Genomic DNA, 22,088 nt, shown 5'->3' with positions numbered 1-22,088 from the left:
GCTGGTGTGTGATCGCGAAAGGGGCTGGTGGTCGTGCCAGAGCTGAGGCCTTGGCAGGCCGCGAAACCGCGGGTGCGGAAGCTCGCGGCCGCCGTGCGACCGGGTCTGCAACGCTGGACGGCCGCCACGAAGCCGCAGGTCACACGCTTGAGGCAGGCCGTGGAACCACAGCTCGCCCGGCTCACGCGCGTGACCGGACCCCGGCCGGCCGGTCTGGTCCGCCCCCCTCGTCCTCGGACCCTCAGGACCTGGCAGTACACCGCGGGCGCCACCACGGCCGGGCTCGCGCTGGCCGCCGGTGTGGCGACCGCGGCGGGCCCCTGGGACGCCAACGGTCAGCGTACGGCCGAGCGGGACCGGGCGGCCGCCCTCCAGCGGCCGGGTGGCGCAGATCACGGCACCGGCTCCGGCACCGCCGGCTCGGACCCCGGCGCGGCCCCGAGCGCAGGTCCCGTCCTGACGGGGCTGGGCGGCGGCACCGACACCGTGAAGTCGGCGCCCACCGCGGACTCCACCCAGAACCCCGCCGGGATCTCCCCGGCGGCCCTCAAGGACGTCCTGGGGCCCCTCCTGGACGTCCCGGAGCTCGGCAGCACCCGCACCGCCGTCGTCCTCGACGTGGCCACCGCGAAACGCCTCTACGCCGAAGGCGCCGACACGGGCCTCGCCCCCGCCTCCACCACCAAGATCGCCACGGCGGTCGCCGCCCTCTCCGCCCTCGGCCCCGACCACCGCTTCACCACCCGCGCGGTCCTCGAACCCGGCACCAGGCAGGTCGTCCTGATCGGCGGTGGCGACCCGACCCTCACCGCCCGCCCGGACGCCGGCGGCTGGGCCAGTCTGCGCACCCTCGCCACCGAGACGGCGAAATCCCTGACCGCGCGGGGCATCGAACAGATCACGCTCTCCTACGACACCTCGCTCTACACCGGCCCCGACCTGCACCCCATCGGGGTCAACGAGAACCTCGCGCGCGTGAGCCCGCTCATGGCCGACGAGGCCCGCACCGACGGCTCCACCAAAGGCCCCGCGCCCCGGGCGGCCGACCCGGCGGCCGACGCGGCACAGAAGTTCGCGGGATTCCTGGCGGACGCCGGCATCAAGACCTCGGACCCCGGCACGGCCAAGGCGAGCCGCCGGGCCGGCACCCTCGCCACCGTCGCCTCGCCGCCACTGTCCTCGGTCGTCGAGCGCATGCTCACCTACAGCGACAACGACATCGCCGAGGCCCTGGCCCGCCAGACCGCACTGGCCGGCGGCAGACCGGCCGGCTTCGACGGCGGAGCGGCCGCCATCGACGCCCGGCTGACCAGGCTGGGCCTGCCGATGACCGGCGCCTCCTTCCACGACGGCAGCGGCCTGAACCGGGACGACCGGCTGACCGCGGACCTCCTCACCGCACTGCTCGCGAAGGCCGCCGACGCGGACCAGCCGGGCCTGCGCGCGGTCCTCACCGGCCTGCCCGTGGCCCACTTCACGGGCACCCTGACCAGCCGCTACTCGGACGGCGCGGCAGGCGTCGTACGCGCCAAGACCGGCACCCTCACCGGCGTCAACACCCTGGCGGGCACCCTCGTCGACCGGGACGGCCGGCTGCTGGCCTTCGCCTTCCTGACCTCGGGCACGACGAACCCGCAGGCGGCCCAGGAGGCACTGGACCGGACGGCCACCGCACTGGCCGGGCTGTAGGGCCGTGGCGGGGCCGGCCCCGGCCCCGGCGGCTCACGGCCTGCCCCAAGGGGGAGCGCTAACGTACGGTTGACGCATGACGAGCATCGGTGGCGCTGCTTCTTCTGGGATGGTCGACTGGAATCTCGCGGTGGCGACCGCGACCCGGCTCGTGCGGCCGGGACCCGAGGTGAGCCGTGACGAGGCCCGGGCCATCGTCGCGGAGCTGCGACGACACGCGAAAGCCTCGGAGGAACACGTCCGGGGCTTCACTCGTATGGGGACCGACGACGTCCACGACACCCCCGTCCTGGTGGTGGACCGGCCCGGCTGGGTCAAGGCGAACGTCGCCGGCTTCCGCGAACTGCTCAAACCACTGCTCGACAAGATGCAGGAGCGCCGCTCCGGGACCCCGGGCGGCGCGGTCCTCGGCGCCGTCGGCGGCAAGGTCACCGGCGTGGAACTCGGCATGCTGCTGTCGTTCCTGTCCTCCCGGGTCCTCGGCCAGTACGAGACCTTCGCCCCCGCGTCCCGCGACCTCCCGGCGGACGAGAACGGCGGCGGCCGGCTTCTGCTCGTCGCCCCGAACATCGTCCACGTGGAGCGCGAACTCGACGTACAGCCCCACGACTTCCGCCTGTGGGTGTGCCTGCACGAGGAGACCCACCGCACCCAGTTCACGGCCGTGCCCTGGCTGCGCGCCCATCTGGAGGGCGAGATCCAGGCGTTCCTGTCGGAGACCGACGTCGACCCGATGACCGTCCTCGAACGCGTCCGGGACGCCGCCCAGTCGCTGGCCGGCGGCCGCCCCGAGGCCGAGGAGGACGACGGCGGACGGTCGTTCGTCGAACTGGTGCAGACCCCGGCCCAGCGCGAGATCCTCGGCCGGCTCACCGCCGTCATGTCCCTGCTCGAAGGCCACGCCGACTTCGTCATGGACGGCGTCGGACCGGCCGTCGTGCCGACCGTCGCGGAGATCCGCGAGAAGTTCCAGCAGCGGCGCGCCAAGGGAGCCTCCCGGCTCGACATGACCCTGCGAAAGCTGCTCGGCCTGGACGCCAAGCTCCGCCAGTACCGGGACGGCGAGCGCTTCGTGCGGGCCGTCGTCGACCAGGTCGGCATGGACGGCCTCAACCGGGTGTGGACCTCCCCGAACACCCTGCCGACCAAGTCGGAGATCGCCAAACCGGCGGACTGGGTCGCGCGGGTGCACCGCAAGGCCGACTCGTGAACCGGGGGGCGTCCGGTGAGCCGGATCCGGCAGGCGAACGCCCCTTCAATCACCCGTCCGAGGGACCGTGAGCGATGGGTAGGCGTGCGATGCTCGGGGAACGGCCTGTTTCTGTCACCATCTACACACTCTGAGTGACCGATCTCGGGCTCACCCCCCGAAAACTTCATGAAGGGAACCGGACATGGGTCCCCATCCTGCGGTCGCGGCGATACGCCTGGCGGTCCGCCGCGTCCTCCACGACATCCTCACCGACCAGAGCCGCCTCAGCCGTACCGCCGGCGAGAGCACCGGCGGGCGCATCACCGCGCGCCTCGCCCGCCCCCACGGGGACATCCCGGAGCAGACACCGAACGAGCGGCCCCCCTCCCCGCTCGTCCTCGTGGCATGCTCCGGCGGCGCCGACTCCATGGCGCTCGCCTCCGCCCTCGCCTTCGAGGCCCCCAAGCTCGGCGTCCGCGCGGGCGGCATCACCGTCGACCACGGGCTGCAGCCCGGCTCCGACCTGCGGGCCGAGGAAGTCGTCCTGAGGCTGCGCGAGCTCGGCCTCGACCCGGCCGAGTCCATCACCGTCACCGTCGGCCGCGACGGCGGGCCCGAGGCTGCCGCCCGCGACGCCCGCTACGCGGCCCTGGACGCCGCCCTGGAACGGCACGGCGGCACCGCGATCCTGCTCGGCCACACCAGGGACGACCAGGCCGAGACCGTCCTGCTGGGCCTCGCCCGCGGCTCCGGCATCCGCTCCCTGTCCGGAATGGCCGCGGTCTCGGGGGCCGGCGGCCGTTACCGGCGCCCCTTCCTCCAGCTGGACCGGCAGACCGCCCGCAAGGCCTGCATGGTCCAGGCCCTGCCCGTCTGGGACGATCCTCACAACGCGGACCCGGCGTACACCCGCTCCCGGCTCCGCCACGAGGGGCTTCCCGCGCTGGAGAAGGCGCTCGGCAAGGGCGTCGTCGAGGCCCTCGCACGCACCGCCCAGCTCTCCCGTGACGACGCCGACGCCCTCGACACCTGGGCCAGCCAGGCCGAGGCCTCCGTACGGGACGCCACGGGCCTGCTGGAGTGCGCGAAGCTCTACGCGCTGCCCCCCGCCGTACGCCGCCGGATCCTGCGGCGCGCGGCCATCGAGGCGGGCGCCCCGGCCGGTTCCCTGTTCGCCCGGCACATCGAGGAAGTCGACCGTCTCATCACCGGCTGGCGCGGCCAGGGGGCCATCAATCTCCCCGGCAAGGTCGTCGCCCAGCGGCAGGGTGGCAGACTGGTGATTCGGCAAGGCTGAATCCCGACCTCCCGGAGAGCTCCTCCGGCGGGGTGGGTAGGCCGGTGGGACGACCGACCGAAAGTGATGCGGGTGGACGCGAAAGACATGGGTGCCGACCTCCAGCAGGTGCTCATCACCAAAGAAGAGATCGACGCGAAGCTGGCCGAGCTGGCCGCGAAGATCGACGCGGAGTACGCGGGCAAGGACCTGCTCATCGTCGGCGTCCTCAAGGGCGCCGTGATGGTCATGGCGGACCTCGCCCGGGCGCTGTCCACCCCCGTCACCATGGACTGGATGGCCGTGTCCTCCTACGGCGCGGGCACCCAGTCCTCCGGCGTGGTGCGGATCCTCAAGGACCTCGACACCGACATCAAGGGCAAGCACGTCCTGATCGTCGAGGACATCATCGACTCCGGACTGACCCTCTCCTGGCTGATCAACAACCTCGGCTCCCGCGAGCCCGAGACCCTGAAGATCTGCACCCTGCTGCGCAAGCCCGACGCGGCCAAGGTCGCCATCGACGTCGAGTGGGTCGGCTTCGACATCCCCAACGAGTTCGTCGTCGGCTACGGCCTCGACTACGCCGAGAAGTACCGCAACCTCCCGTTCGTCGGTACGCTCGCGCCCCACGTCTACGGCGGCTGAACCCCGGCTGATACGCCGGAGGGTCCACTTGCGTAAGACGATCGGGAACCCCAGCGGGTTTCGCGCCGTTGGAGCATGCAGAGACGGGTTCACCAGCCGTCGGAAGCAGCTTCGTGCGGCTTCGGGCCACAATGCTGGGGTACCGTCAGAAGAACTGTCTTATCAAACTCACTATGGCAGGAGGGACGGGGCGGCACCGCTCCGTATGGATGGACGTGAAGCGATACTTCCGTGGGCCGGTCATGTGGATCGTGCTGGCCGTCCTTGCCGTGGTCGTGTTGATGCAGGTCGTCGGCTCGTCCGGCGGCTACAAGACGGTGGACACCGGCCAGGTCGTGGCGGCGATCAACGACAACAGGGTGGCATCGGCGAAGCTGACCACCGGTGACGAGCAGACCGTCAAGGTCACGCTCAAGAACGGCGAGAAGGTCGACGGCAGCTCGAAGATCCAGGCGAGCTACATCGGCGACCAGGGCGTGACCATCGCCAATACGCTGCAGACCAAATACCAGGACAAGCAGATCCCCGACGGTTACACCGTCTCGCCGACCAAGCAGAACGCCTTCGTCGGCGTCCTGCTCTCCCTGCTCCCCTTCGTCCTCATCGTGGTCGTCTTCCTGTTCCTGATGAACCAGATGCAGGGCGGCGGCTCCAGGGTCATGAACTTCGGCAAGTCCAAGGCGAAGCTCATCACCAAGGACACCCCGAAGACGACCTTCTCGGACGTCGCGGGCTGCGACGAGGCCGTCGAGGAACTCCACGAGATCAAGGAGTTCCTCCAGGAGCCGGCCAAGTTCCAGGCCGTCGGCGCCAAGATTCCCAAGGGCGTACTCCTCTACGGCCGCCCCGGCACCGGCAAGACGCTGCTCGCGCGCGCCGTCGCCGGCGAGGCCGGAGTGCCCTTCTACTCGATCTCCGGTTCCGACTTCGTCGAGATGTTCGTCGGTGTCGGTGCCTCCCGGGTGCGTGACCTCTTCGAGCAGGCCAAGGCGAACGCCCCGGCGATCGTCTTCGTCGACGAGATCGACGCGGTCGGCCGCCACCGCGGCGCCGGCCTCGGCGGTGGTCACGACGAGCGCGAGCAGACCCTGAACCAGCTGCTCGTCGAGATGGACGGCTTCGACGTCAAGGGCGGTGTGATCCTCATCGCCGCGACGAACCGGCCCGACATCCTCGACCCGGCGCTGCTGCGCCCCGGCCGCTTCGACCGCCAGATCGCGGTCGACCCGCCGGACCTGCAGGGCCGTCTGGAGATCCTCAAGGTCCACCAGAAGGGCAAGCCGGTCGCGCCCGACGTCGACCTCGCGGCGGTCGCCCGCCGCACGCCGGGCTTCACCGGCGCGGACCTGTCGAACGTGCTGAACGAGGCGGCCCTGCTCACGGCCCGCAGCGACCGCAAGCTCATCGACAACCAGATGCTCGACGAGGCGATCGACCGCGTGGTCGCGGGCCCGCAGAAGCGGACCCGGATCATGTCGGACAAGGAGAAGAAGATCACCGCGTACCACGAGGGCGGACACGCCCTGGTCGCGGCGGCCTCCCCCAACTCCGACCCGGTCCACAAGATCACCATCCTGTCCCGCGGGCGCGCCCTCGGCTACACGATGGTCCTCCCGGACGAGGACAAGTACTCGACCACGCGCAACGAGATGCTCGACCAGCTCGCCTACATGCTGGGCGGCCGCGCGGCCGAGGAACTGGTCTTCCACGACCCGACCACGGGCGCCGCGAACGACATCGAGAAGGCCACGTCCACCGCTCGCGCGATGGTCACGCAGTACGGCATGACCGAGCGTCTCGGCGCGATCAAGTTCGGTGGCGACAACACCGAGCCCTTCCTCGGCCGTGAGATGTCCCACCAGCGCGACTACTCGGAAGAGGTCGCCGCCCTGGTGGACGAGGAAGTGAAGAAGCTCATCGAGAACGCGCACAACGAGGCCTGGGAGATCCTGGTCGAGAACCGCGACGTCCTCGACAACCTCGTTCTCCAGCTCCTGGAGAAGGAGACCCTGGGCAAGGAGGAGATCGCCGAGATCTTCTCCGCCATCGTCAAGCGCCCGGCCCGGCCCGCCTGGACCGGTTCCTCCCGCCGTACGCCGTCCACCCGCCCGCCGGTGCTCTCCCCCAAGGAGCTCGCACTGACCAACGGGGCGAACGGCTCGACGCCGGCGATCAGCACGGTGAAGTCCACGGCGGCCGAGTCCGCCCCGGCGACCGAGCAGGCGCCGGAGGACCGTCCCGAGAGCTGACCCCACCGGACCGACCGGCCCGGAATGGATGCCGCGCCCCCCAGGATCTAGCCTGGGGGGCGCGGCATTTCGGTAATGCCTGCACATGAGGCGCGTGATCCACACGTGTACGGCTGAGGAACGAGGCACCAGATGACCGACCCCGTGACGCTGGACGGCGAGGGAACCATCGGCGAGTTCGACGAGAAACGCGCCGAGAACGCCGTTCGCGAACTCCTGATCGCGGTCGGCGAGGACCCGGACCGAGAGGGCCTGAAGGAGACTCCGGCACGGGTGGCGCGGGCGTACCGGGAGATCTTCGCGGGGCTGTGGCAGAAGCCCGAGGACGTCCTGACCACCACGTTCGACATCGGCCACGACGAAATGGTGCTGGTGAAGGACATCGAGGTCTACAGCACATGTGAGCATCATCTGGTGCCGTTCCGGGGCGTCGCCCATGTGGGGTACATCCCGGCGGAGAGCGGGAAGATCACGGGGCTGTCCAAGCTGGCCCGGCTGGTCGACGTCTACGCGCGCCGTCCTCAGGTGCAGGAACGCCTCACCACGCAGATCGCCGACTCCCTCATGACGATCCTCGAGCCGCGGGGCGTGATCGTGGTCATCGAGTGCGAGCACATGTGCATGTCGATGCGGGGGATCCGCAAGCCCGGCGCGAAGACCATAACGTCGGCGGTGCGCGGCCAGCTCCGGGACGCGGCCACGCGCAACGAGGCGATGAGCCTCATCATGGCCCGCTGACCGCGGGCGGGGTCAGGCCACCGGCTCGGCTCCGCCGTGGTTGTTGTCGTCGTCCTCCGGGAGTCTGCACACGCGTTCCAGGAAGAGGGCCGACGCTATGACGGCGACGCCCGCGACGACCGAGAAGGCGGCGTAGAGGGCCTGGTCGCGGCGGGTGGGGATGTCCAGGAGTTCCAGGAGGAAGAGGCCCGTGCCGCCGTACATGCCGGCGACCAGGGCCGCGACCAGGGCGCTGGCCTGGCCGAAGACGACCGCGCGGGCGGCCATCAGGGGGTCGACGCCCTTGGCGCCCGGGCGGCGCTCGCGCTGGGCCCTGAGCCGGGCACGCAGCGAGAGCGCCGTGGAGAGCAGGACCACCGCGATCAGCGCCAGCACGATCGGGGCGGCCACCGGCACGCTGGGCAGGGTCCCCACCGAGTTCCACAGGCGGGCGCCCGCCCAGGACAGCACCGCCGCCACGACGAAGACGCCGGCCAGCACCCTGATCCGCAGCTCTTTCACTGTTTTCCTTCAGCTCCCCCGCAGCGATGTGGTCGTCTCGACCTTAACGACTACTCGGGCAGTCGGAGTTCCAGGTCCCCGCGCGCTGCCACGCCGTGCCGCGTGAGGGCCGTCAGGAGTTCGGCGACCGAGCCGCGGCCGGGCAGCTGGGCCTCGGGGTCCACGTCGAACCAGGGGGCGAGCACGAAGGCGCGTTCGTGGGCGCGGGGGTGGGGGAGGGTGAGCTGCGGGTCGTCGGAGACGACGTCGGCGTACGCGACGATGTCGACGTCGAGGGTGCGCGGGCCCCAGTGCTCGTCCCGCACCCGGTTGAACGCCTCCTCGATCGCGTGTGCCCGCTCCAGCAGGGAGGACGGCGGGAGGGTGGTCTTCAGCATGATGACCGCGTTGTAGTACGACGGCTGGCTGCCGGGCGCGACGCCCCACGGCTCCGTCTCGTACACCGGGGACACCGCCTTGATGCGGACGCCCGGGGTGTCCTCCAGCGCGTCGACGGCGCCCTGGAGGGTCTCCAGGCGGTTGCCGAGGTTGGAGCCGAGGGCGACCACGGCGCGTTTGGGGTTGGACAGGGTGGTGTCGGCGGCGTCGACCTGCTCGACGACGGAGGCGGGCACCGGCTGTACGGTCGGGTCGCTGGGCCCGCGCAGGGAGGATGCGGTCATACTCGGCTCCGGGTGATGGTGACGGTGACGTCGTCGAAGGGGACGGTGATGGGCGCGTCGGGCTTGTGGACGCAGACCTCGACCTCTCTTACCCCCTCGTGTTTCAGGCAGGCCTGGGCGATCCGCTCGGCGAGCGTCTCGATCAGGTTCACCGGCTCCCCCTCGACCACGGCGACGACCTCCTCGGCCACGATGCCGTAGTGCACGGTCTTCGCCAGGTCGTCGTCGGCCGCCGCGGGCCGGGTGTCGAGCCCCAGGACGAGGTCCACGAGGAAGGTCTGGCCCTCCTCGCGCTCCTTGGGGAAGACACCGTGGTGCCCACGGGCCCTCAGGCCGCGCAGCGCGACACGATCCACGCGAATCACTCCTGCAATCGTCGGTGACGGCGAGGTCGCATCGCGTGCGGGCGATGGACCGGCCACACACGAATCTACCTGCGGGCACCGACAGCACCGGGGTACGGAGCGGGCGGCGTGCGCCGGGTGGGGCAGGGTTCACCGGGTGTTGTCCCTGGCGAACCCGGCCGCTCACGGGCCGGTCGCCGTGGCTACCGGCGAGTTCGTGATTCCAGCCACTTCTTCGGCGGGGATGGGCCGCAGGGGTCGTTCGACGGGCGCGTCGCCGGGCGCGCCGGGTCAGGAGGGCGTGTCCTCCTCCTCGTCCTCGTCGGTCTCGGAGAGCACCGGGGAGGCGTGATGGGACCAGAGCTTCCAGCCGTCGTCGGTGCGCCGGAACACGTTCGTGGCGACCACCAGCTGACCGACCAGGGGTCCGAGTTCGTGGCTGCCCTCGGGCGCCGGGCCGCCGCTGAGGATGTTCTCGGTGCAGGTGACCAGGGCGGTGTCGCCGGTGACGGAGACGTGCACGTCGGTGAGGAAGAACTGGATGTAGTCGGTGTTCGCCATGATCAGCGCGTACGACCGCAGGACCTCCCCGCGGCCGGTCAGCACCGGCCAGCCGGGGTGCACGCAGGAGATCACGCCGGTGTCGGCGGGGTCGTGGTACTCCTCGTCGACGCCCAGGTCGGCGGGGGTGAGCCAGAGGCCGGAGACGGCCTCGAAGTCACCGCGTTCCAGTGCCTCGTAGAAGGCGGTGTTGGCGGCCTCGACGTGCTCGACGTCGGTGTGGGGGGCGCTCACCGGGCTCCCTCTGCGCGGTGGGAGGGGTTCTGCACGCCGGGCGCAGGGGTTGCCGCGCGCGCTCCCTCTATGGCGCGTGTGACGCGTACCGCGTCGGCCGTGGCGCGGACCTCGTGCACGCGCACCGCCCACGCGCCGGCCTGCGCCGCGAGCGCGGAGACGGCGGCCGTGGCCGCGTCGCGCTCCCTCGCCGGCGGGGGCGCCCCCTCGGGTCCGGCGAGGACCCGGCCGAGGAACCGCTTGCGGGAGGCGGCGACGAGCAGGGGGCGGCCCAGGGCGTGCAGCCGGTCGAGGTGGGCGAGCAGGACCAGGTCGTGCTCGGAGTCCTTGGAGAAGCCCAGGCCCGGGTCGACGACGATCCGGTCCGGGGAGATGCCGCCGGCGAGCACGGCGTCCACGCGCGCGTGCAGTTCGTCGAGGACCTCGGCGACGACGTCGTCGTACACCCCCCTGACGTTGCCGCCCGCCAGGAAGCCGCGCCAGTGCATGACGACGAAGGGGGCGCCGGACTCGGCGACGACGGGGATCATGCCGGGGTCGGCGAGGCCGCCGCTGACGTCGTTGACGAGGGCGGCGCCGGCCGCCAGGGCCGCGCGGGCGACGGAGGCGCGCATGGTGTCGACGGACACGACGACGCCTTCGGAGGCGAGGCCGCGGACGACGGGGACGACCCGGCGCAGTTCCTCGTCCTCGTCGACCCGGGTGGCACCGGGGCGGGTGGACTCGCCGCCGACGTCGACCAGGTCGGCGCCCTCGTCCACGAGGGCGAGGCCGTGCTTGACGGCGGACGTCGTGTCGAACCAGCGGCCGCCGTCGGAGAAGGAGTCGGGGGTCACGTTCACGACACCCATGACCGCGCAGCGGTCCCATGCCGGAAGCCCTGTCACCTGGCCACGTCCGCTGTGGTTGTTCATACGTTCAGCGTAGGCCCAGGCCGGGCCCGGCAGCCCGGGTGGCCCGGGCGGAGCCCCTCCGGGCTGGAGGGGAAGGGGCTCCGCCCGCGCCGGTCACGGGGTCAGGCCGGTCACGGGGTCGGGCCGGTCACGGGGTCGGGCCGGTCACGGGGTCAGGCCGGTCACGGGGTCAGGCCGGTCACGGGGTCGGGCCGGTCACGGGGTCAGGCCGCGCGGACGTCGCGTTCGGCGGCGTGGTGCGTGCACGGGCGGGCCGGGGCGGCGGTGCGGCGCAGGAAACGCGGGAGCGGGAGGGCGAGGTTGACGAAGCCCTCGGCCTGCATGGCGGCGAAGCCGATGCGCGGGAGGTCGCCGGGGGCCCGGTAGACCACGAAGCGCGGCTCCCAGCGCGGCTGGAACTTGGCGTTGAACTTGTACAGCGACTCGATCTGGAACCAGCGGGAGAGGAAGACCAGCAGTCCCCGCCAGGCGCGCAGCACCGGTCCCGCGCCGATCTTCTCGCCGCGGGCGAGCGCCGAGCGGAACATCGCGAAGTTGAGCGAGATCCGGGTGACGCCGAGCTTCGGGGCCGCCTGGAGGGCGGCCACGATGAGCAGTTCGTTCATGCCGGGGTCGGCCGAGCGGTCGCGGCGCATCAGGTCGAGGGAGACGCCGTCGGTGCCCCAGGGGACGAAGTGCAGGATCGCCTTGAGGTCGCCGTAGGGGCCGGGCTCCTCGTCGGTCTTGTGGGCGGTGGCGATCAGGCAGTCGCCGTCGGAGGGGTCGCCGATGCGGCCGAGGGCCATCGAGAAGCCGCGTTCGGTGTCGGTGCCGCGCCAGTCCTCCGCGGCCCGGCGGATGCGCTCCAGTTCGGCGTCGCCGAGGTCACGGATACGCCGTACCCGGGTTTCGTAGCCGGCTCGCTCGATGCGCTTGACCATCTGGCGCACGTTGCGCATCGCGCGTCCGGCGAGTGAGAAATCCGCCACGTCGACCACCGCCTCGTCGCCCAGTTCGAGGGCGTCCAGGCCGGTCTCGCGGGTCCACACCTCGCCGCCCGTCTCCGAGCAGCCCATGACGGCGGGGGTCCAGGAGTGGGCCTTGGCCTCGTCCATGAAGCGTTCGATGGCGCCGGGCCAGGCCTCGACGTCGCCGATGGGGTCGCCGCTGGCGAGCATCACGCCGGAGACGACGCGGTAGGTGACCGCCGCCTTGCCGCTGGGCGAGAAGACGACCGCCTTGTCGCGGCGGAGCGCGAAGTGGCCGAGGGAGTCGCGGGCGCCGTGCTTCTCGAGGAGGGCGCGCAGCTGGGTCTCGTCCTCCTCGGTGAGGTGTGCGGCCGGGTGTTCGGGACGGAAGGCCAGATAGATGGTGGTGACCGCGGTGATCAGGCCGAGCGCGCCGAGCGAGAAGGCGACCGTCCAGGAGGTGGAGCCCTCGTAGTCGACGGGGCCCTCGAAGCCGAACAGGCCGTACAGGACGTGCGTGAGGCGGTCGGCCAGGCTCGGGTCGCCGATCGTGCGCTTGGGGTGGGCGCTGACGACGACCAGGCCGAGCGCGAGCGAGCCGGCGCTCATCAGGACGAAGTTGGCGAGCGCCCGCCACCGGCTGCGCGGGTCGGGCAGCGCCCTGAACTCGTCGCGGTGGATCACGAGCGGCACGAAGAGCGCCAGCGAGATGAGCACGCCGATGACGGAGTGCCGGTAGACGAACTGCGACACGGCGCCGGCCGGCAGCAGGGCGACCGCGGCCCGCCAGGCCCGGCGTTTGCGCCGCTTGAGGCCGTGCGCGAGCAGCAGCAACAGCACGCCGACACTGAGCGAGAGCGCGGCGGCGAACGGTCCGAGCGAGCCGGGGAGCACCTCCGCGATGGCGTGCATACGGCTGTGCCGGAAGCGCGGGAACACACCCGCCGCGATGTCCAGGACGCCCACGACGGCACACGCCCTGCCGACCAGGGCGGGGACGGCCTCCGGGCGGGGACCGCGGACTATGCGCCGCGCCCGGCCCGAGCGGCTCGGAACCTCGCCCGACAATTCCCCATCTATCCTGACAGACATCGCATCCCGTAGTTCTGCGAGAGACCTTGAACCCGGTGCCGATCGGGGCATCCGGCGACATTGCGCCCTCTAGGACGGTGTCTCGGGCGGAGAGGTTCACTCTCCACCGGAAAACCGGTTCAAAGGCCAGGGAAAGCCCGGGGCAAGCCTTGCTGAAAGCAGCGGGCGGCACGGGGGAAAGCGCAGGCAGGAAGCACCTCATGGGTCTCACGAGCAATAAGATGCTGGCATTGACGATCTTGTGCGCCGTACTGCTGTTCGTCGGTACGGTGTGGCTGTGGCCTCGGCTCGCCCGGCAGAACTGGCGCGCCGTCAGCGGTCGGGTCGGTCTTTTGCTGGCCACCCAGCTGGCGCTCTTCGCGTGCGTGGGGATTGCCGTCAACCAGGCTTTCGGTTTCTATGCCAGCTGGGCGGACCTGCTGGGCACGGAGACCGACCAGGGCGTCGTCGTCGACCACACGGCGAGCGGCCAGGCGGGCAGTCCGGTCCGTCTGGTGGGCACGTCCCAGGTGCACGGCCTGGGCGGTTCGCTGCCCCGCACGGCCGGTCAGGTCCAGCAGGTCGACATAGTCGGCCGTACGACGCACATCGCCACGCCCGCGTACGTGTACCTGCCGCCGGAGTACTTCCAGCCGCAGTACCGCACGCGCACCTTCCCCGTGGCCGTCGTCCTCAGCGGCTATCCCGGCACCGCGAGCGCGCTGGTCGACAAGCTGCACTACCCGCGCACGGAGCAGCACCTGGTGCGGGCCGGCCGGATGCGGCCGACGATCCTGGTGATGCTGCGGCCCACGGTCGCCCCGCCCCGGGACACCGAGTGCGTCGACGTCCCGCACGGTCCGCAGACCGAGACCTTCTTCGCCAAGGACCTGCCCGACGCCGTACGCGCGCACTACCGCGTCGGGAAGCAGGGCGGCTGGGGGATCCTCGGCGACTCGACGGGCGGCTACTGCGCGCTCAAGCTCGCGATGCACCACCCCGGGACGTACGCGGCCGGCGCCGGGCTCTCCCCGTCGTACAAGGCGCCCATCGACCCCACGACCGGTGACCTCTTCCAGGGCGACCAGAAGCTGAAGAACCGCGCGAACCTGTGGTGGTTCCTCGCCCACGAACCGGCTCCGGACACCTCCCTGCTGGTCACCAGCAGCAAGATCGGAGAAACCGACTACAAGGACACGCTGAAATTCATCGCGCGCGTGCAGGCGACCAACCGCACCCGGATCTCGTCGATCATCCTCGACAGCGGAGGTCACAACTTCAATACCTGGCGCCGTGAGATCCCGGCGACGCTGGAGTGGATGAGCGGGCGATTGGGCGAAGGCTGAACCCGGGCTTCCGCCGCGTCCTGCGAAGACTTCGCCGGCGCTGTGTTTTTGTGACCCGGGGCACCATGATTCGCCTACGCGCGGTAAGTTTCTGGCCATGCCACGTGGACGTCACCGTCATTCCCCGCCCTTGCACAGGCTGTTGCCTCCTTCGGCGATCGCCGGTGTCTCCCTCGTCTGCGCTCTCGGCCCCTGGCTGTCCTCCCAGCCGACGGTGCTGCGCACCCTGGCCGCGATAGCCGCGGCCACCGCTGCCGTCGGCGCCGCCGTGATGCGGCGCTGGGACAGCGAGGCGGGCAAGCAGGTGGCCGACCTCGCACGCGCGCGTGCGAGCGACGAGTGGCGCCACGAGGAGCGGATCGCCGAGCTGGAGACCGACCTCGAGGAGTCGCGGGAGCTGCGTACCAAGCTGGAGCAGCGGCTGCGCGCCAAGCGCGCGGAGCTGGCGGGTCTGCGCAACGAGCACGCGGCCCTGCTGCGCCGCTACGCCACGGCCGAGACCGAACGCGCCAGCGCCCTGGAGGGCCGCCGGCTGCTGGAGATCGAGGCCGCCGAACCGTCGAACGCGCTGCCCGCCGCCCGGAGCGGGGACGAGCCCGCGAAGGCCGCCGGCCGGCCGGCACCGGCGGCGGAGCCGGCCGGCGAGGAGCCGAAGGCCGGGGCGGCGGTCACGGAGCCCATTCCCGGGGTGTTCTCGCCGGAGGGTTCCACGCTGTTCCTGCGGGCCAAGGTGGCACTGGCCCGGTTCGACCAGGGTGACGCCCCGGCGGCCGAGGTCGGCGCGGGCGCCGGGGCCGGGACGGAGACGGCCGCCGCAGCCGGGGCACCGGAGGCCGAGGCCGCGCCGGAGGACGAGGAACAGGGGAAGCCCGGGGCGGCCGACGGGCACGCGCGCGCGGTCGCCGCCACCACGGCCGGGCCACAGGGCCCGGAGGACATCGCCCCGGCGGACGCCGAGGCCGAGGAGGACGCCGCCGACACCCCCGCGCCGTCCGCCAACTCCGTACCGCCCTCGGGGCACTTCACGGTGCCGACCGCGGTGGCCGTGCTGCCGGCCGCGCCCATCCCGCGCCCGCTGGTCACCGGCGGTTTCGACTTCTTCGGCACCCAGAAGGGAGCGTCGGCGGGCGGCCTCGACACCATGCACAACGAGGACCTCGCGGACGTCGTCGGCCAGGAGGCGCTCGCGCTCCACAAGGCCGAGTCCGAGGCCGAGTTCAAGACCGCGGACCCGGGCGCCCGGGGCGTCGGCCAGGTCATCGACCTGACCGCGCACGACGAGACAGAGCAGATCAACCTCGGCGGCCTGCGCAGCGCCGCCTCCTGAAGCGGCGCCGCCTCCCAAAGGCGCGGCGATCCTGAGCCGGGACCCGCATGGGGTTCCGGCTCACGTCGTCCGGGGGGTTCCGTATTCCCACCGCTCCCACCGCTCCCACCGCTCCCACCGCTCCCACCGGGGTCCGGTCGGCCGTCAGGCCATCCAGCGGTCCGGCCGGGCGGTGCGGCGCCCGGTCCGCGACCGCTCGGCCTGCTCCCGCAGCAGCGCACCGGCCTCCGCGGCGTCCCGCAGGCGGGCCGTGACCGTCTTGTTGGCTCCCGTGTCCACATGGACGTCCGCGAGCCGCCACAGCCGCCCCCAGGGCCCCTGCGTCAGCCGTACGCTCTGGACCTTGGCGTGCGGGACGAGCGACAGCTTCCGGCGCAGCAGTCCGTGCCGCGCGGCGAACACCGCGTCCGTGACGGCCAGGCCGTGGCCGCGCCACCACAGCGGGACGCACCACCGGGCCCGCCCCGGCGGCCGCAGCAGTTCACCGGGCACGGTCACCCCGGGGAGCACGCGCGCGACGACCGACTCGGCGACCGCGCGCGGGGCGACCGGCACCAGCACGGAGTTCTCCGAACCGGCCACGTCCAGTTCCACCCGGACCCAGCGCAACGGCCGCCACAGCAGCGGCTCCACGATCCGCACGGTCTGCACCCGCCCCGGCGGCACCGTCTCGTGCGTCCGGTCCAGCAGCCCGTGGTCGATGCGCAGCCCGTCCGGGGACTCGGCGAGCGTCCAGTCGTACTCCGAGACGAACCGTCCCACGCTGGCCGTGGCCGCCGCGCCGAGCAGCGGCAGGGCGGTGGCGAGGACCGTCCACACACTGTGCGTGGCGATCCAGAGGAAGGGCGGTACGACGAGGGCGGCGGCCAGGGAGCCCCAGGTCGCGCCCGTCAGCACGAGGGAGAGCGCGAGCTTGTTCGGGGGGACGCGCATCAGCTCCTGCGCCGGTGCCTCGCCGACCTCGTGCGCCGTCTCGGGGGCGAACCCGGCGGCGCGCGCGAGCAGCTCCGCACGGAGCGTCCGGGCCTCCGCCTGGCCCAGGAAGGCGAGTTCGTCCTTCTTGTCGGTGCCGACGACGTCTATGCGCAGCTTGGCGACGCCCGCCACGCGCGCGAGGAGCGGCTGGGAGACGTCGACGGCCTGGATCCGCTCCAGCCGGATGTGCGCGGTGCGCCGGAACAACAGGCCGGTCCGTATGCGCAGTTCGCTCTCGGTCACCGCGAAGTGGGTGAACCACCAGGTCAGGAAGCCGTAGAGGCCACCCGCCGCGACCAGGACGGCGAGGCCGCCGAGCAGCATGGTCGTGGTCAGCTTCGTCAGCTGGACCTGCGCCTGGTTCGGGTCGTGCACCGCCCAGCCGGCGATCACCGCGACCGGTGCCCACGCCCGGCGGAACGGCGTCACGGGGTGCAGCCGCCGCTCGGTGACGGCCCCCTGGGGGGGTATGGCGCCCTCGGCGCCGGGCGTGCTCACAGGCCCGCCGATCGGGCCTCGCCGAGCTCGGTGAGCCGGTCGCGCAACCGCTCCGCCTCGGCCGGTTCGAGGCCGGGGATGGTCGCGTCGGTGGCCGCGGCCGCGGTGTGCAGCTGCACGCTGGCCAGGCCGAAGTGGCGCTCGACGGGCCCCGAGGTCACCTCCACCAGCTGCATCCGCCCGTACGGCACCACGGTCTCCTCGTGCCACAGCACCCCGCGGCTGATCAGCAGGTCGTCGGCCCGCTCGGCGTACCGCCAGGACCGCCAGTTGCGGCCCAGCAGCACCCAGCCCCAGGCCAGCGCGGCCAGCGGCAGCAGCGCGAACGCCGCCCACACCGGGCCCGCCAGCAGGCCGAGCAGCAACGCCACGGCCAGGGCGGTCAACCCCAGCCACACCACCAGCAGCAGCCGGCGCATCCGCAGCAGGCCGGGCGGCAGCCCCGTCCAGGCCGGTTCGGTACCCGTCGTCCCGGCGTCGGCCGGGCTCCCCGTCTCCATACGGTCAGCGTACGTAGGGGAGACTGGTTCCATGACTCCTACGACCCAGACCACGGTCGGGATCGGCGGCGCCACGGAGAGCACCGACATGGTGCTCAACATCGGCCCCCAGCACCCCTCCACGCACGGCGTGCTGCGGCTGAGGCTGGTGCTGGACGGGGAGCGGATCGTCTCCGCGGAGCCGGTGATCGGCTACATGCACCGGGGTGCCGAGAAGCTCTTCGAGGCGCGCGACTACCGGCAGATCATCATGCTCGCCAACCGCCACGACTGGCTGTCGGCCTTCTCGAACGAGCTGGGCGTGGTGCTCGCCGTCGAGCGCATGCTCGGCATGGAGGTGCCGGTCCGGGCGGTGTGGACGCGCACCCTGCTCGCCGAGCTGAACCGGGTGCTCAACCACCTGATGTTCCTCGGTTCCTATCCGCTGGAACTGGGCGGGATCACCCCGGTCTTCTACGCGTTCCGCGAGCGCGAGGTGCTCCAGAACGTCATGGAGGAGGTCTCCGGCGGGCGGATGCACTACATGTTCAACCGCGTCGGCGGCCTCAAGGAGGACCTGCCGGCCGGCTGGACCGCACGCGCGCGTGCGGCCGTCTCCGCGGTGCGCTCCCGGATGGACGTCTTCGACGACCTGGTCCTCGGCAACGAGATCTTCCGCGGCCGCACCCGGGGCGTCGGCGCCCTCACGCCGGAGGCCGTGCACGCGTACGGCGTGAGCGGGCCCATCGCGCGTGCCTCGGGCGTCGACTTCGACCTGCGCCGCGACGAGCCCTTCCTGGCCTACGGCGAGCTCCAGGACACCCTCAGGGTGGTGACCCGCGCCGAGGGCGACTGCCTGGCCCGTTTCGAGTGCCTCCTGGAGCAGACGCACAACGCCCTGGACCTGGCCGACGCCTGCCTGGACCGGGTCGCCGAACTGCCGCCGGGACCGATCAACCAGCGGCTCCCCAAGGTCCTCAAGGCACCCGAGGGGCACACCTACGCCTGGACCGAGAACCCCCTCGGCATCAACGGCTACTACCTCGTCAGCAAGGGCGAGAAGACCCCGTACCGGCTGAAGCTGCGCTCCGCGTCGTACAACAACATCCAGGCGCTGACCGAACTGCTGCCGGGGACCCTGGTGGCGGACATGGTCGCGATCCTGGGGTCGATGTTCTTCGTGGTGGGGGACATCGACAAGTAGCGCCGAGTGGCGGCTCACACCAGCGGGTTGTCGACGGCCACCGGCTGGACCAGCCAGCCGAAGTCGCCGAGGCCGCCGGGGGCGACGAGTTCGGCGGCCTCGCCGGCGGTCGAGAGGGCCCGCACGTAGGCGCTGGGGTGGGTGGAGGCGAGGGTCAGCGGGGGGCGTGCGGTGATCAGACCCAGGGCGCGCAGGGCGTCGCGCTGGGTGCACAGCAGCGCGTCGGGCAGCCTGAGCGCCGTGTCGAGCGCCGCGCACGCGTCCAGCGCGACGTGCGCCGTGATGTCGCAGGACCCGTCCGGCACGGGCGCCGTCCCACGTCCCTCGCGAAAGCCGGTGAGCGTCCCGAACGGGGGGCGGGTACGCACGGTGTGTGCGTAGTCCACGGCCACCGCGAGCCCTCTCTGGAGGCTGGCCACGGCGGACGCCCAGGCCCGGTCCCGGGGCAGTCCGATCTCCGCGCGCTGCCCCGGCTCGGTACCCAGCGGCCACCACCGCTCGAGCCACTCCGCGTCGGCGCCCGACACCCGTTCCCCGAGCACCTCGGTGCCGTCCCGCCGGACCAGGACGAGGCGGGGCGTCCCGGCCGCGTCCACCTCGGCGACGTCCACCGGGACGTTGTCCAGCCACTCGTTGGCGAAGAGCAGGCCGGTGACCGTGCGCGGGAGTTCGGTCAGCCAGGTGACGCGGTCAGGGAGGCGGGACGGGCGGTCGGCGATCTCGACGGCGTACGCGCGCGTGCGTGCCGCCACGTCGGCCGGCAGGGCGGCGAGGACGCCGGTGACCAGTTCGCCGCGGCCGGCGCCCATGTCGACGAAGTCGAGCGCCTCGGGCCGGCCCAGGGCCTCGTCGACCCGGCACAGCAGCTCGGCCACCGCCTCCGCGAACAGCCCCGACGCGTGCACCGACGTGCGGAAGTGTCCGGCCGGGCCCTCCGGGCGGCGGTAGAAGCCGTCGGGGCCGTACAGGGCCGCCTCGGTGGCCGCACGCCAGCCACGGGCGTCCTCGGCCTTCTCTCGCGTCGCCTCATCCGTCACCCGGCCAGACTAGGCGCACAGGTGATCACCTTCTCCACCTTGGGGAGTACGCGCGCGGAACAGGGATCGGTCCTCCGGTTGACCCCTGCACCTATCACGCTTCCCTACTCTGGGTTACGTGCAGCGCCTCTATGACTTCCTCCGCAGGCACCCGACATGGGTCGACACCTTCTGGGCCGTCGTCCTGTTCGGGCTCTCCGGCGCGAGCGCCTGGAGGCTCGACCACGGGCGGGACCACCACGGCTCGACCGCCGCCATGGTGGCCGTTTCGGTCGTCATGGGGGTCGTCGTGGCGCTGCGCCGCCGGTTCCCCGAGCGGATGCTGCTGCTGGCGGCGGCCACCGGCCTGGCCCAGCTGGTCCTGGACGTGGAGACGACCGTCGCCAACTTCGCCATGCTGGTGATCGTCTGCACGAACGCCGCGACCGGCGCTCGCTGGGCGTCCCGGTTCGGCCTCTACGCCGGGCTGTGCGCGGCTCCCCTGGCGGAGATCCGGTGGCCGCAGCAGGACGCGAGTTTCCCCGGCCATGTCGCGATCGTGCTGTTCCAGACGGTGCCGTTCGTGCTGGCCTGGGTGCTCGGCGACTCCATGCGCACCCGACGCGCCTACTTCGCGCAGCTGGAGGAGCGCGCCGCCCGGCTGGAGAAGGAGCGCGAGGCGCAGGCGAAGGTCGCGGTCGCCGCGGAGCGCGCCCGGATCGCGCGTGAGCTGCACGACGTGGTGGCGCACAACGTGTCGGTGATGGTGGTCCAGGCCGATGGCGCCGCCTACGTCCTCGACGCCGCCCCCGACCAGGCCAGGAAGGCCCTGGAGACGATCTCCTCCACCGGCCGCCAGGCCCTCGCCGAGATGCGCCGCCTGCTGGGCGTGCTGCGCACCGGCGAGCACAAGGAGGTCGGCGAGTACGTTCCGCAGCCGGACGTCGAGCAGATCGACGACCTCGTGGAGCAGTGCCGCACCTCCGGGCTGCCCGTCGACTTCAAGGTCGAGGGCACCCCGCGCCCGCTGCCCAGCGGGGTCGAGCTCACGGCGTACCGGATCGTGCAGGAGGCGCTCACCAACACCCGCAAGCACGGCGGCCCCGACGCGGGGGCCAGCGTGCGGCTGGTCTACTTCGACGACGGACTGGGCCTGCTGGTGGAGGACGACGGCAAGGGCGCTCCGCACGAGATGTACGAGGAGGGCGGCGCCGACGGCCAGGGCCACGGCCTGATCGGCATGCGCGAGCGGGTCGGCATGGTGGGCGGCACCCTCGACGCGGGCCCGCGCCCTGGCGGAGGATTCCGCATCAGTGCCCTGCTGCCGCTCAAACCGGCGCATTGACGCTGACACACGCCCCGGTTGACACCTGTCACGCCCCAAAGATTCCGGGCGTGAGCAGACGAACGGAAACGGAAGAGGAGCCGATGACGATCCGTGTGATGCTCGTCGACGACCAGGTGCTGCTGCGCACCGGGTTCCGGATGGTGCTCGCCGCCCAGCCGGACATGGAGGTCGTCGCGGAGGCGGGCGACGGCGTCGAGGCCCTCCAGGTGCTGAGATCCACCGCCGTGGACGTCGTCCTCATGGACGTGCGCATGCCCAAGCTGGACGGCGTGGAGGCCACCCGGCGCATCTGCGTCGAGCCCGATGCGCCCAAGGTGCTCATCCTGACCACCTTCGACCTCGACGAGTACGCCTTCTCCGGGCTGAAGGCGGGCGCCTCCGGGTTCATGCTCAAGGACGTGCCGCCCGGCGAACTGCTCGCGGCGATCCGCTCCGTGCACAGCGGCGACGCCGTCGTCGCGCCCTCCACGACCCGCCGGCTGCTCGACCGCTTCGCGCCGATGCTGCCCTCCGCGGGCAAGGAGCCCCGGCACCAGGAGCTGGAGCGGCTCACCGACCGTGAGCGCGAGGTCATGGTGCTGGTCGCGCAGGGCCTGTCGAACGGCGAGATCGCGAGCCGTCTGGTGCTGTCCGAGGCGACCGTGAAGACCCATGTGGGCCGCATCCTCACCAAGCTCGGGCTGCGCGACCGCGTCCAGGTCGTGGTCCTCGCCTACGAGACCGGTCTGGTACGGGCGGGCGGCGGGCTCGGCTGACGCACCCCCCGGCGCTCCGGGGCTAGGGCCCTTCTGATGGATCTCCGCGGCGTCGCGACGCCCGGCACGCACGCTCGACGCACGGGGTGGCGGGCCAGGTGGCTCCGCCACATG

20 protein-coding genes are annotated in these 22,088 nt (G+C 72.0%); 11 read left to right on the top strand and 9 right to left on the bottom strand.

All coding sequences use genetic code 11. From position 1 onward, the window contains the following. Positions 1 to 72 precede the first annotated feature (72 nt). From dacB to folE, 6 genes are all read left to right on the top strand, one after another. Complete coding sequence (dacB, locus tag AB0958_RS36100) at positions 73 to 1,689, top strand: D-alanyl-D-alanine carboxypeptidase/D-alanyl-D-alanine-endopeptidase (protein WP_366894707.1); 1,617 nt, start codon at positions 73 to 75, stop codon at positions 1,687 to 1,689. Positions 1,690 to 1,765: 76 nt separating this feature from the next. Further along, positions 1,766 to 2,899 (top strand): zinc-dependent metalloprotease, encoded by a 1,134-nt coding sequence (locus tag AB0958_RS36095; protein ID WP_366894696.1) that lies wholly within the window; start codon positions 1,766 to 1,768, stop codon positions 2,897 to 2,899. A gap of 184 nt (positions 2,900 to 3,083) precedes the next feature. Next, complete coding sequence (tilS, locus tag AB0958_RS36090; RefSeq protein ID WP_366894695.1) at positions 3,084 to 4,178, top strand: tRNA lysidine(34) synthetase TilS; 1,095 nt, start codon at positions 3,084 to 3,086, stop codon at positions 4,176 to 4,178. A 66-nt stretch (positions 4,179 to 4,244) separates the two neighbouring features. Further along, entirely contained in the window at positions 4,245 to 4,805 is a 561-nt protein-coding gene (gene hpt, locus AB0958_RS36085) for a hypoxanthine phosphoribosyltransferase (RefSeq protein WP_046730905.1), read from the top strand. Positions 4,806 to 5,014: 209 nt separating this feature from the next. After that, positions 5,015 to 7,054: an ATP-dependent zinc metalloprotease FtsH gene (gene ftsH, locus AB0958_RS36080; RefSeq protein WP_360564355.1), complete on the top strand. Its 2,040-nt coding sequence runs from the start codon at positions 5,015 to 5,017 to the stop codon at positions 7,052 to 7,054. A gap of 132 nt (positions 7,055 to 7,186) precedes the next feature. Beyond that, positions 7,187 to 7,792, top strand: coding sequence for a GTP cyclohydrolase I FolE (folE, locus tag AB0958_RS36075; RefSeq protein WP_366894694.1), 606 nt, complete (start codon positions 7,187 to 7,189; stop codon positions 7,790 to 7,792). Between the two features lie 12 nt (positions 7,793 to 7,804). On the opposite strand, the gene AB0958_RS36070 is transcribed toward folE, so the two are convergent. From AB0958_RS36070 to AB0958_RS36045, 6 genes are all read right to left on the bottom strand, one after another. Beyond that, entirely contained in the window at positions 7,805 to 8,293 is a 489-nt protein-coding gene (locus AB0958_RS36070; RefSeq protein WP_366894693.1) for a DUF3180 domain-containing protein, read from the bottom strand. A gap of 50 nt (positions 8,294 to 8,343) precedes the next feature. Then, entirely contained in the window at positions 8,344 to 8,955 is a 612-nt protein-coding gene (gene folK, locus AB0958_RS36065) for a 2-amino-4-hydroxy-6-hydroxymethyldihydropteridine diphosphokinase (protein ID WP_366894692.1), read from the bottom strand. Beyond that, the gene (gene folB / locus AB0958_RS36060; RefSeq protein ID WP_046730900.1) at positions 8,952 to 9,311 is read right to left on the bottom strand and encodes a dihydroneopterin aldolase; all 360 of its coding nucleotides are present in this window, start codon (positions 9,309 to 9,311) and stop codon (positions 8,952 to 8,954) included. The genes folK and folB overlap by 4 nt, the downstream gene beginning before the upstream one ends. Before the next feature lie 279 nt (positions 9,312 to 9,590). Further along, a complete protein-coding gene (locus tag AB0958_RS36055) occupies positions 9,591 to 10,094 on the bottom strand; it encodes a nuclear transport factor 2 family protein (protein WP_366894691.1) in 504 nt (167 codons plus the stop codon). Continuing rightward, positions 10,091 to 11,008 (bottom strand): dihydropteroate synthase, encoded by a 918-nt coding sequence (folP, locus tag AB0958_RS36050; RefSeq protein ID WP_366894690.1) that lies wholly within the window; start codon positions 11,006 to 11,008, stop codon positions 10,091 to 10,093. The genes AB0958_RS36055 and folP overlap by 4 nt, the downstream gene beginning before the upstream one ends. 203 nt (positions 11,009 to 11,211) lie before the next feature. After that, entirely contained in the window at positions 11,212 to 13,023 is a 1,812-nt protein-coding gene (locus AB0958_RS36045) for a phosphatidylglycerol lysyltransferase domain-containing protein (RefSeq protein WP_366894689.1), read from the bottom strand. A 224-nt stretch (positions 13,024 to 13,247) separates the two neighbouring features. Here AB0958_RS36045 and AB0958_RS36040 point away from each other — a divergent pair, with 224 nt between their 5' ends. Further along, on the top strand, positions 13,248 to 14,372 hold the full coding sequence (locus AB0958_RS36040) for an alpha/beta hydrolase-fold protein (protein WP_366894688.1): 1,125 nt from the start codon (positions 13,248 to 13,250) through the stop codon (positions 14,370 to 14,372). 97 nt (positions 14,373 to 14,469) lie between these two features. Further along, entirely contained in the window at positions 14,470 to 15,699 is a 1,230-nt protein-coding gene (locus AB0958_RS36035) for a hypothetical protein (protein WP_366894687.1), read from the top strand. A gap of 144 nt (positions 15,700 to 15,843) precedes the next feature. Here the strand turns inward: AB0958_RS36035 and AB0958_RS36030 are convergent, their stop codons facing one another. Both AB0958_RS36030 and AB0958_RS36025 read right to left on the bottom strand, forming a co-directional pair. Continuing rightward, positions 15,844 to 17,172 carry a PH domain-containing protein gene (locus tag AB0958_RS36030; protein ID WP_366894686.1) on the bottom strand — a complete coding sequence of 443 codons (1,329 nt, stop codon included), beginning with the start codon at positions 17,170 to 17,172 and terminating at the stop codon, positions 15,844 to 15,846. Next, entirely contained in the window at positions 17,169 to 17,672 is a 504-nt protein-coding gene (locus tag AB0958_RS36025) for a PH domain-containing protein (RefSeq protein WP_366894685.1), read from the bottom strand. Before AB0958_RS36025 ends, AB0958_RS36030 begins: the two co-directional genes overlap by 4 nt. A 31-nt stretch (positions 17,673 to 17,703) precedes the next feature. Between AB0958_RS36025 and AB0958_RS36020 the strand changes: the two genes are divergently transcribed. Continuing rightward, complete coding sequence (locus AB0958_RS36020; protein ID WP_366894684.1) at positions 17,704 to 18,855, top strand: NADH-quinone oxidoreductase subunit D; 1,152 nt, start codon at positions 17,704 to 17,706, stop codon at positions 18,853 to 18,855. A gap of 14 nt (positions 18,856 to 18,869) precedes the next feature. Here AB0958_RS36020 and AB0958_RS36015 read toward each other — a convergent pair whose 3' ends face one another. Further along, positions 18,870 to 19,892, bottom strand: a complete 1,023-nt coding sequence (locus AB0958_RS36015; protein ID WP_366894683.1) for an SAM-dependent methyltransferase — start codon at positions 19,890 to 19,892, stop codon at positions 18,870 to 18,872. A gap of 118 nt (positions 19,893 to 20,010) precedes the next feature. Between AB0958_RS36015 and AB0958_RS36010 the strand changes: the two genes are divergently transcribed. Together AB0958_RS36010 and AB0958_RS36005 are read left to right on the top strand one after the other, a co-directional pair. Beyond that, on the top strand, positions 20,011 to 21,216 hold the full coding sequence (locus AB0958_RS36010) for a sensor histidine kinase (RefSeq protein ID WP_366894682.1): 1,206 nt from the start codon (positions 20,011 to 20,013) through the stop codon (positions 21,214 to 21,216). Positions 21,217 to 21,299: 83 nt separating this feature from the next. Beyond that, positions 21,300 to 21,974, top strand: a complete 675-nt coding sequence (locus tag AB0958_RS36005; RefSeq protein WP_366894681.1) for a response regulator transcription factor — start codon at positions 21,300 to 21,302, stop codon at positions 21,972 to 21,974. The last annotated feature ends 114 nt before the right edge of the window (positions 21,975 to 22,088 follow it).

The organism is Streptomyces sp. NPDC006655, assembly GCF_040703965.1.
In the GTDB taxonomy this organism is placed as follows: domain Bacteria; phylum Actinomycetota; class Actinomycetes; order Streptomycetales; family Streptomycetaceae; genus Streptomyces.
Note: the sequence above shows the minus strand (reverse complement) of the source record. Positions and strands in the feature narration are given on the sequence as shown.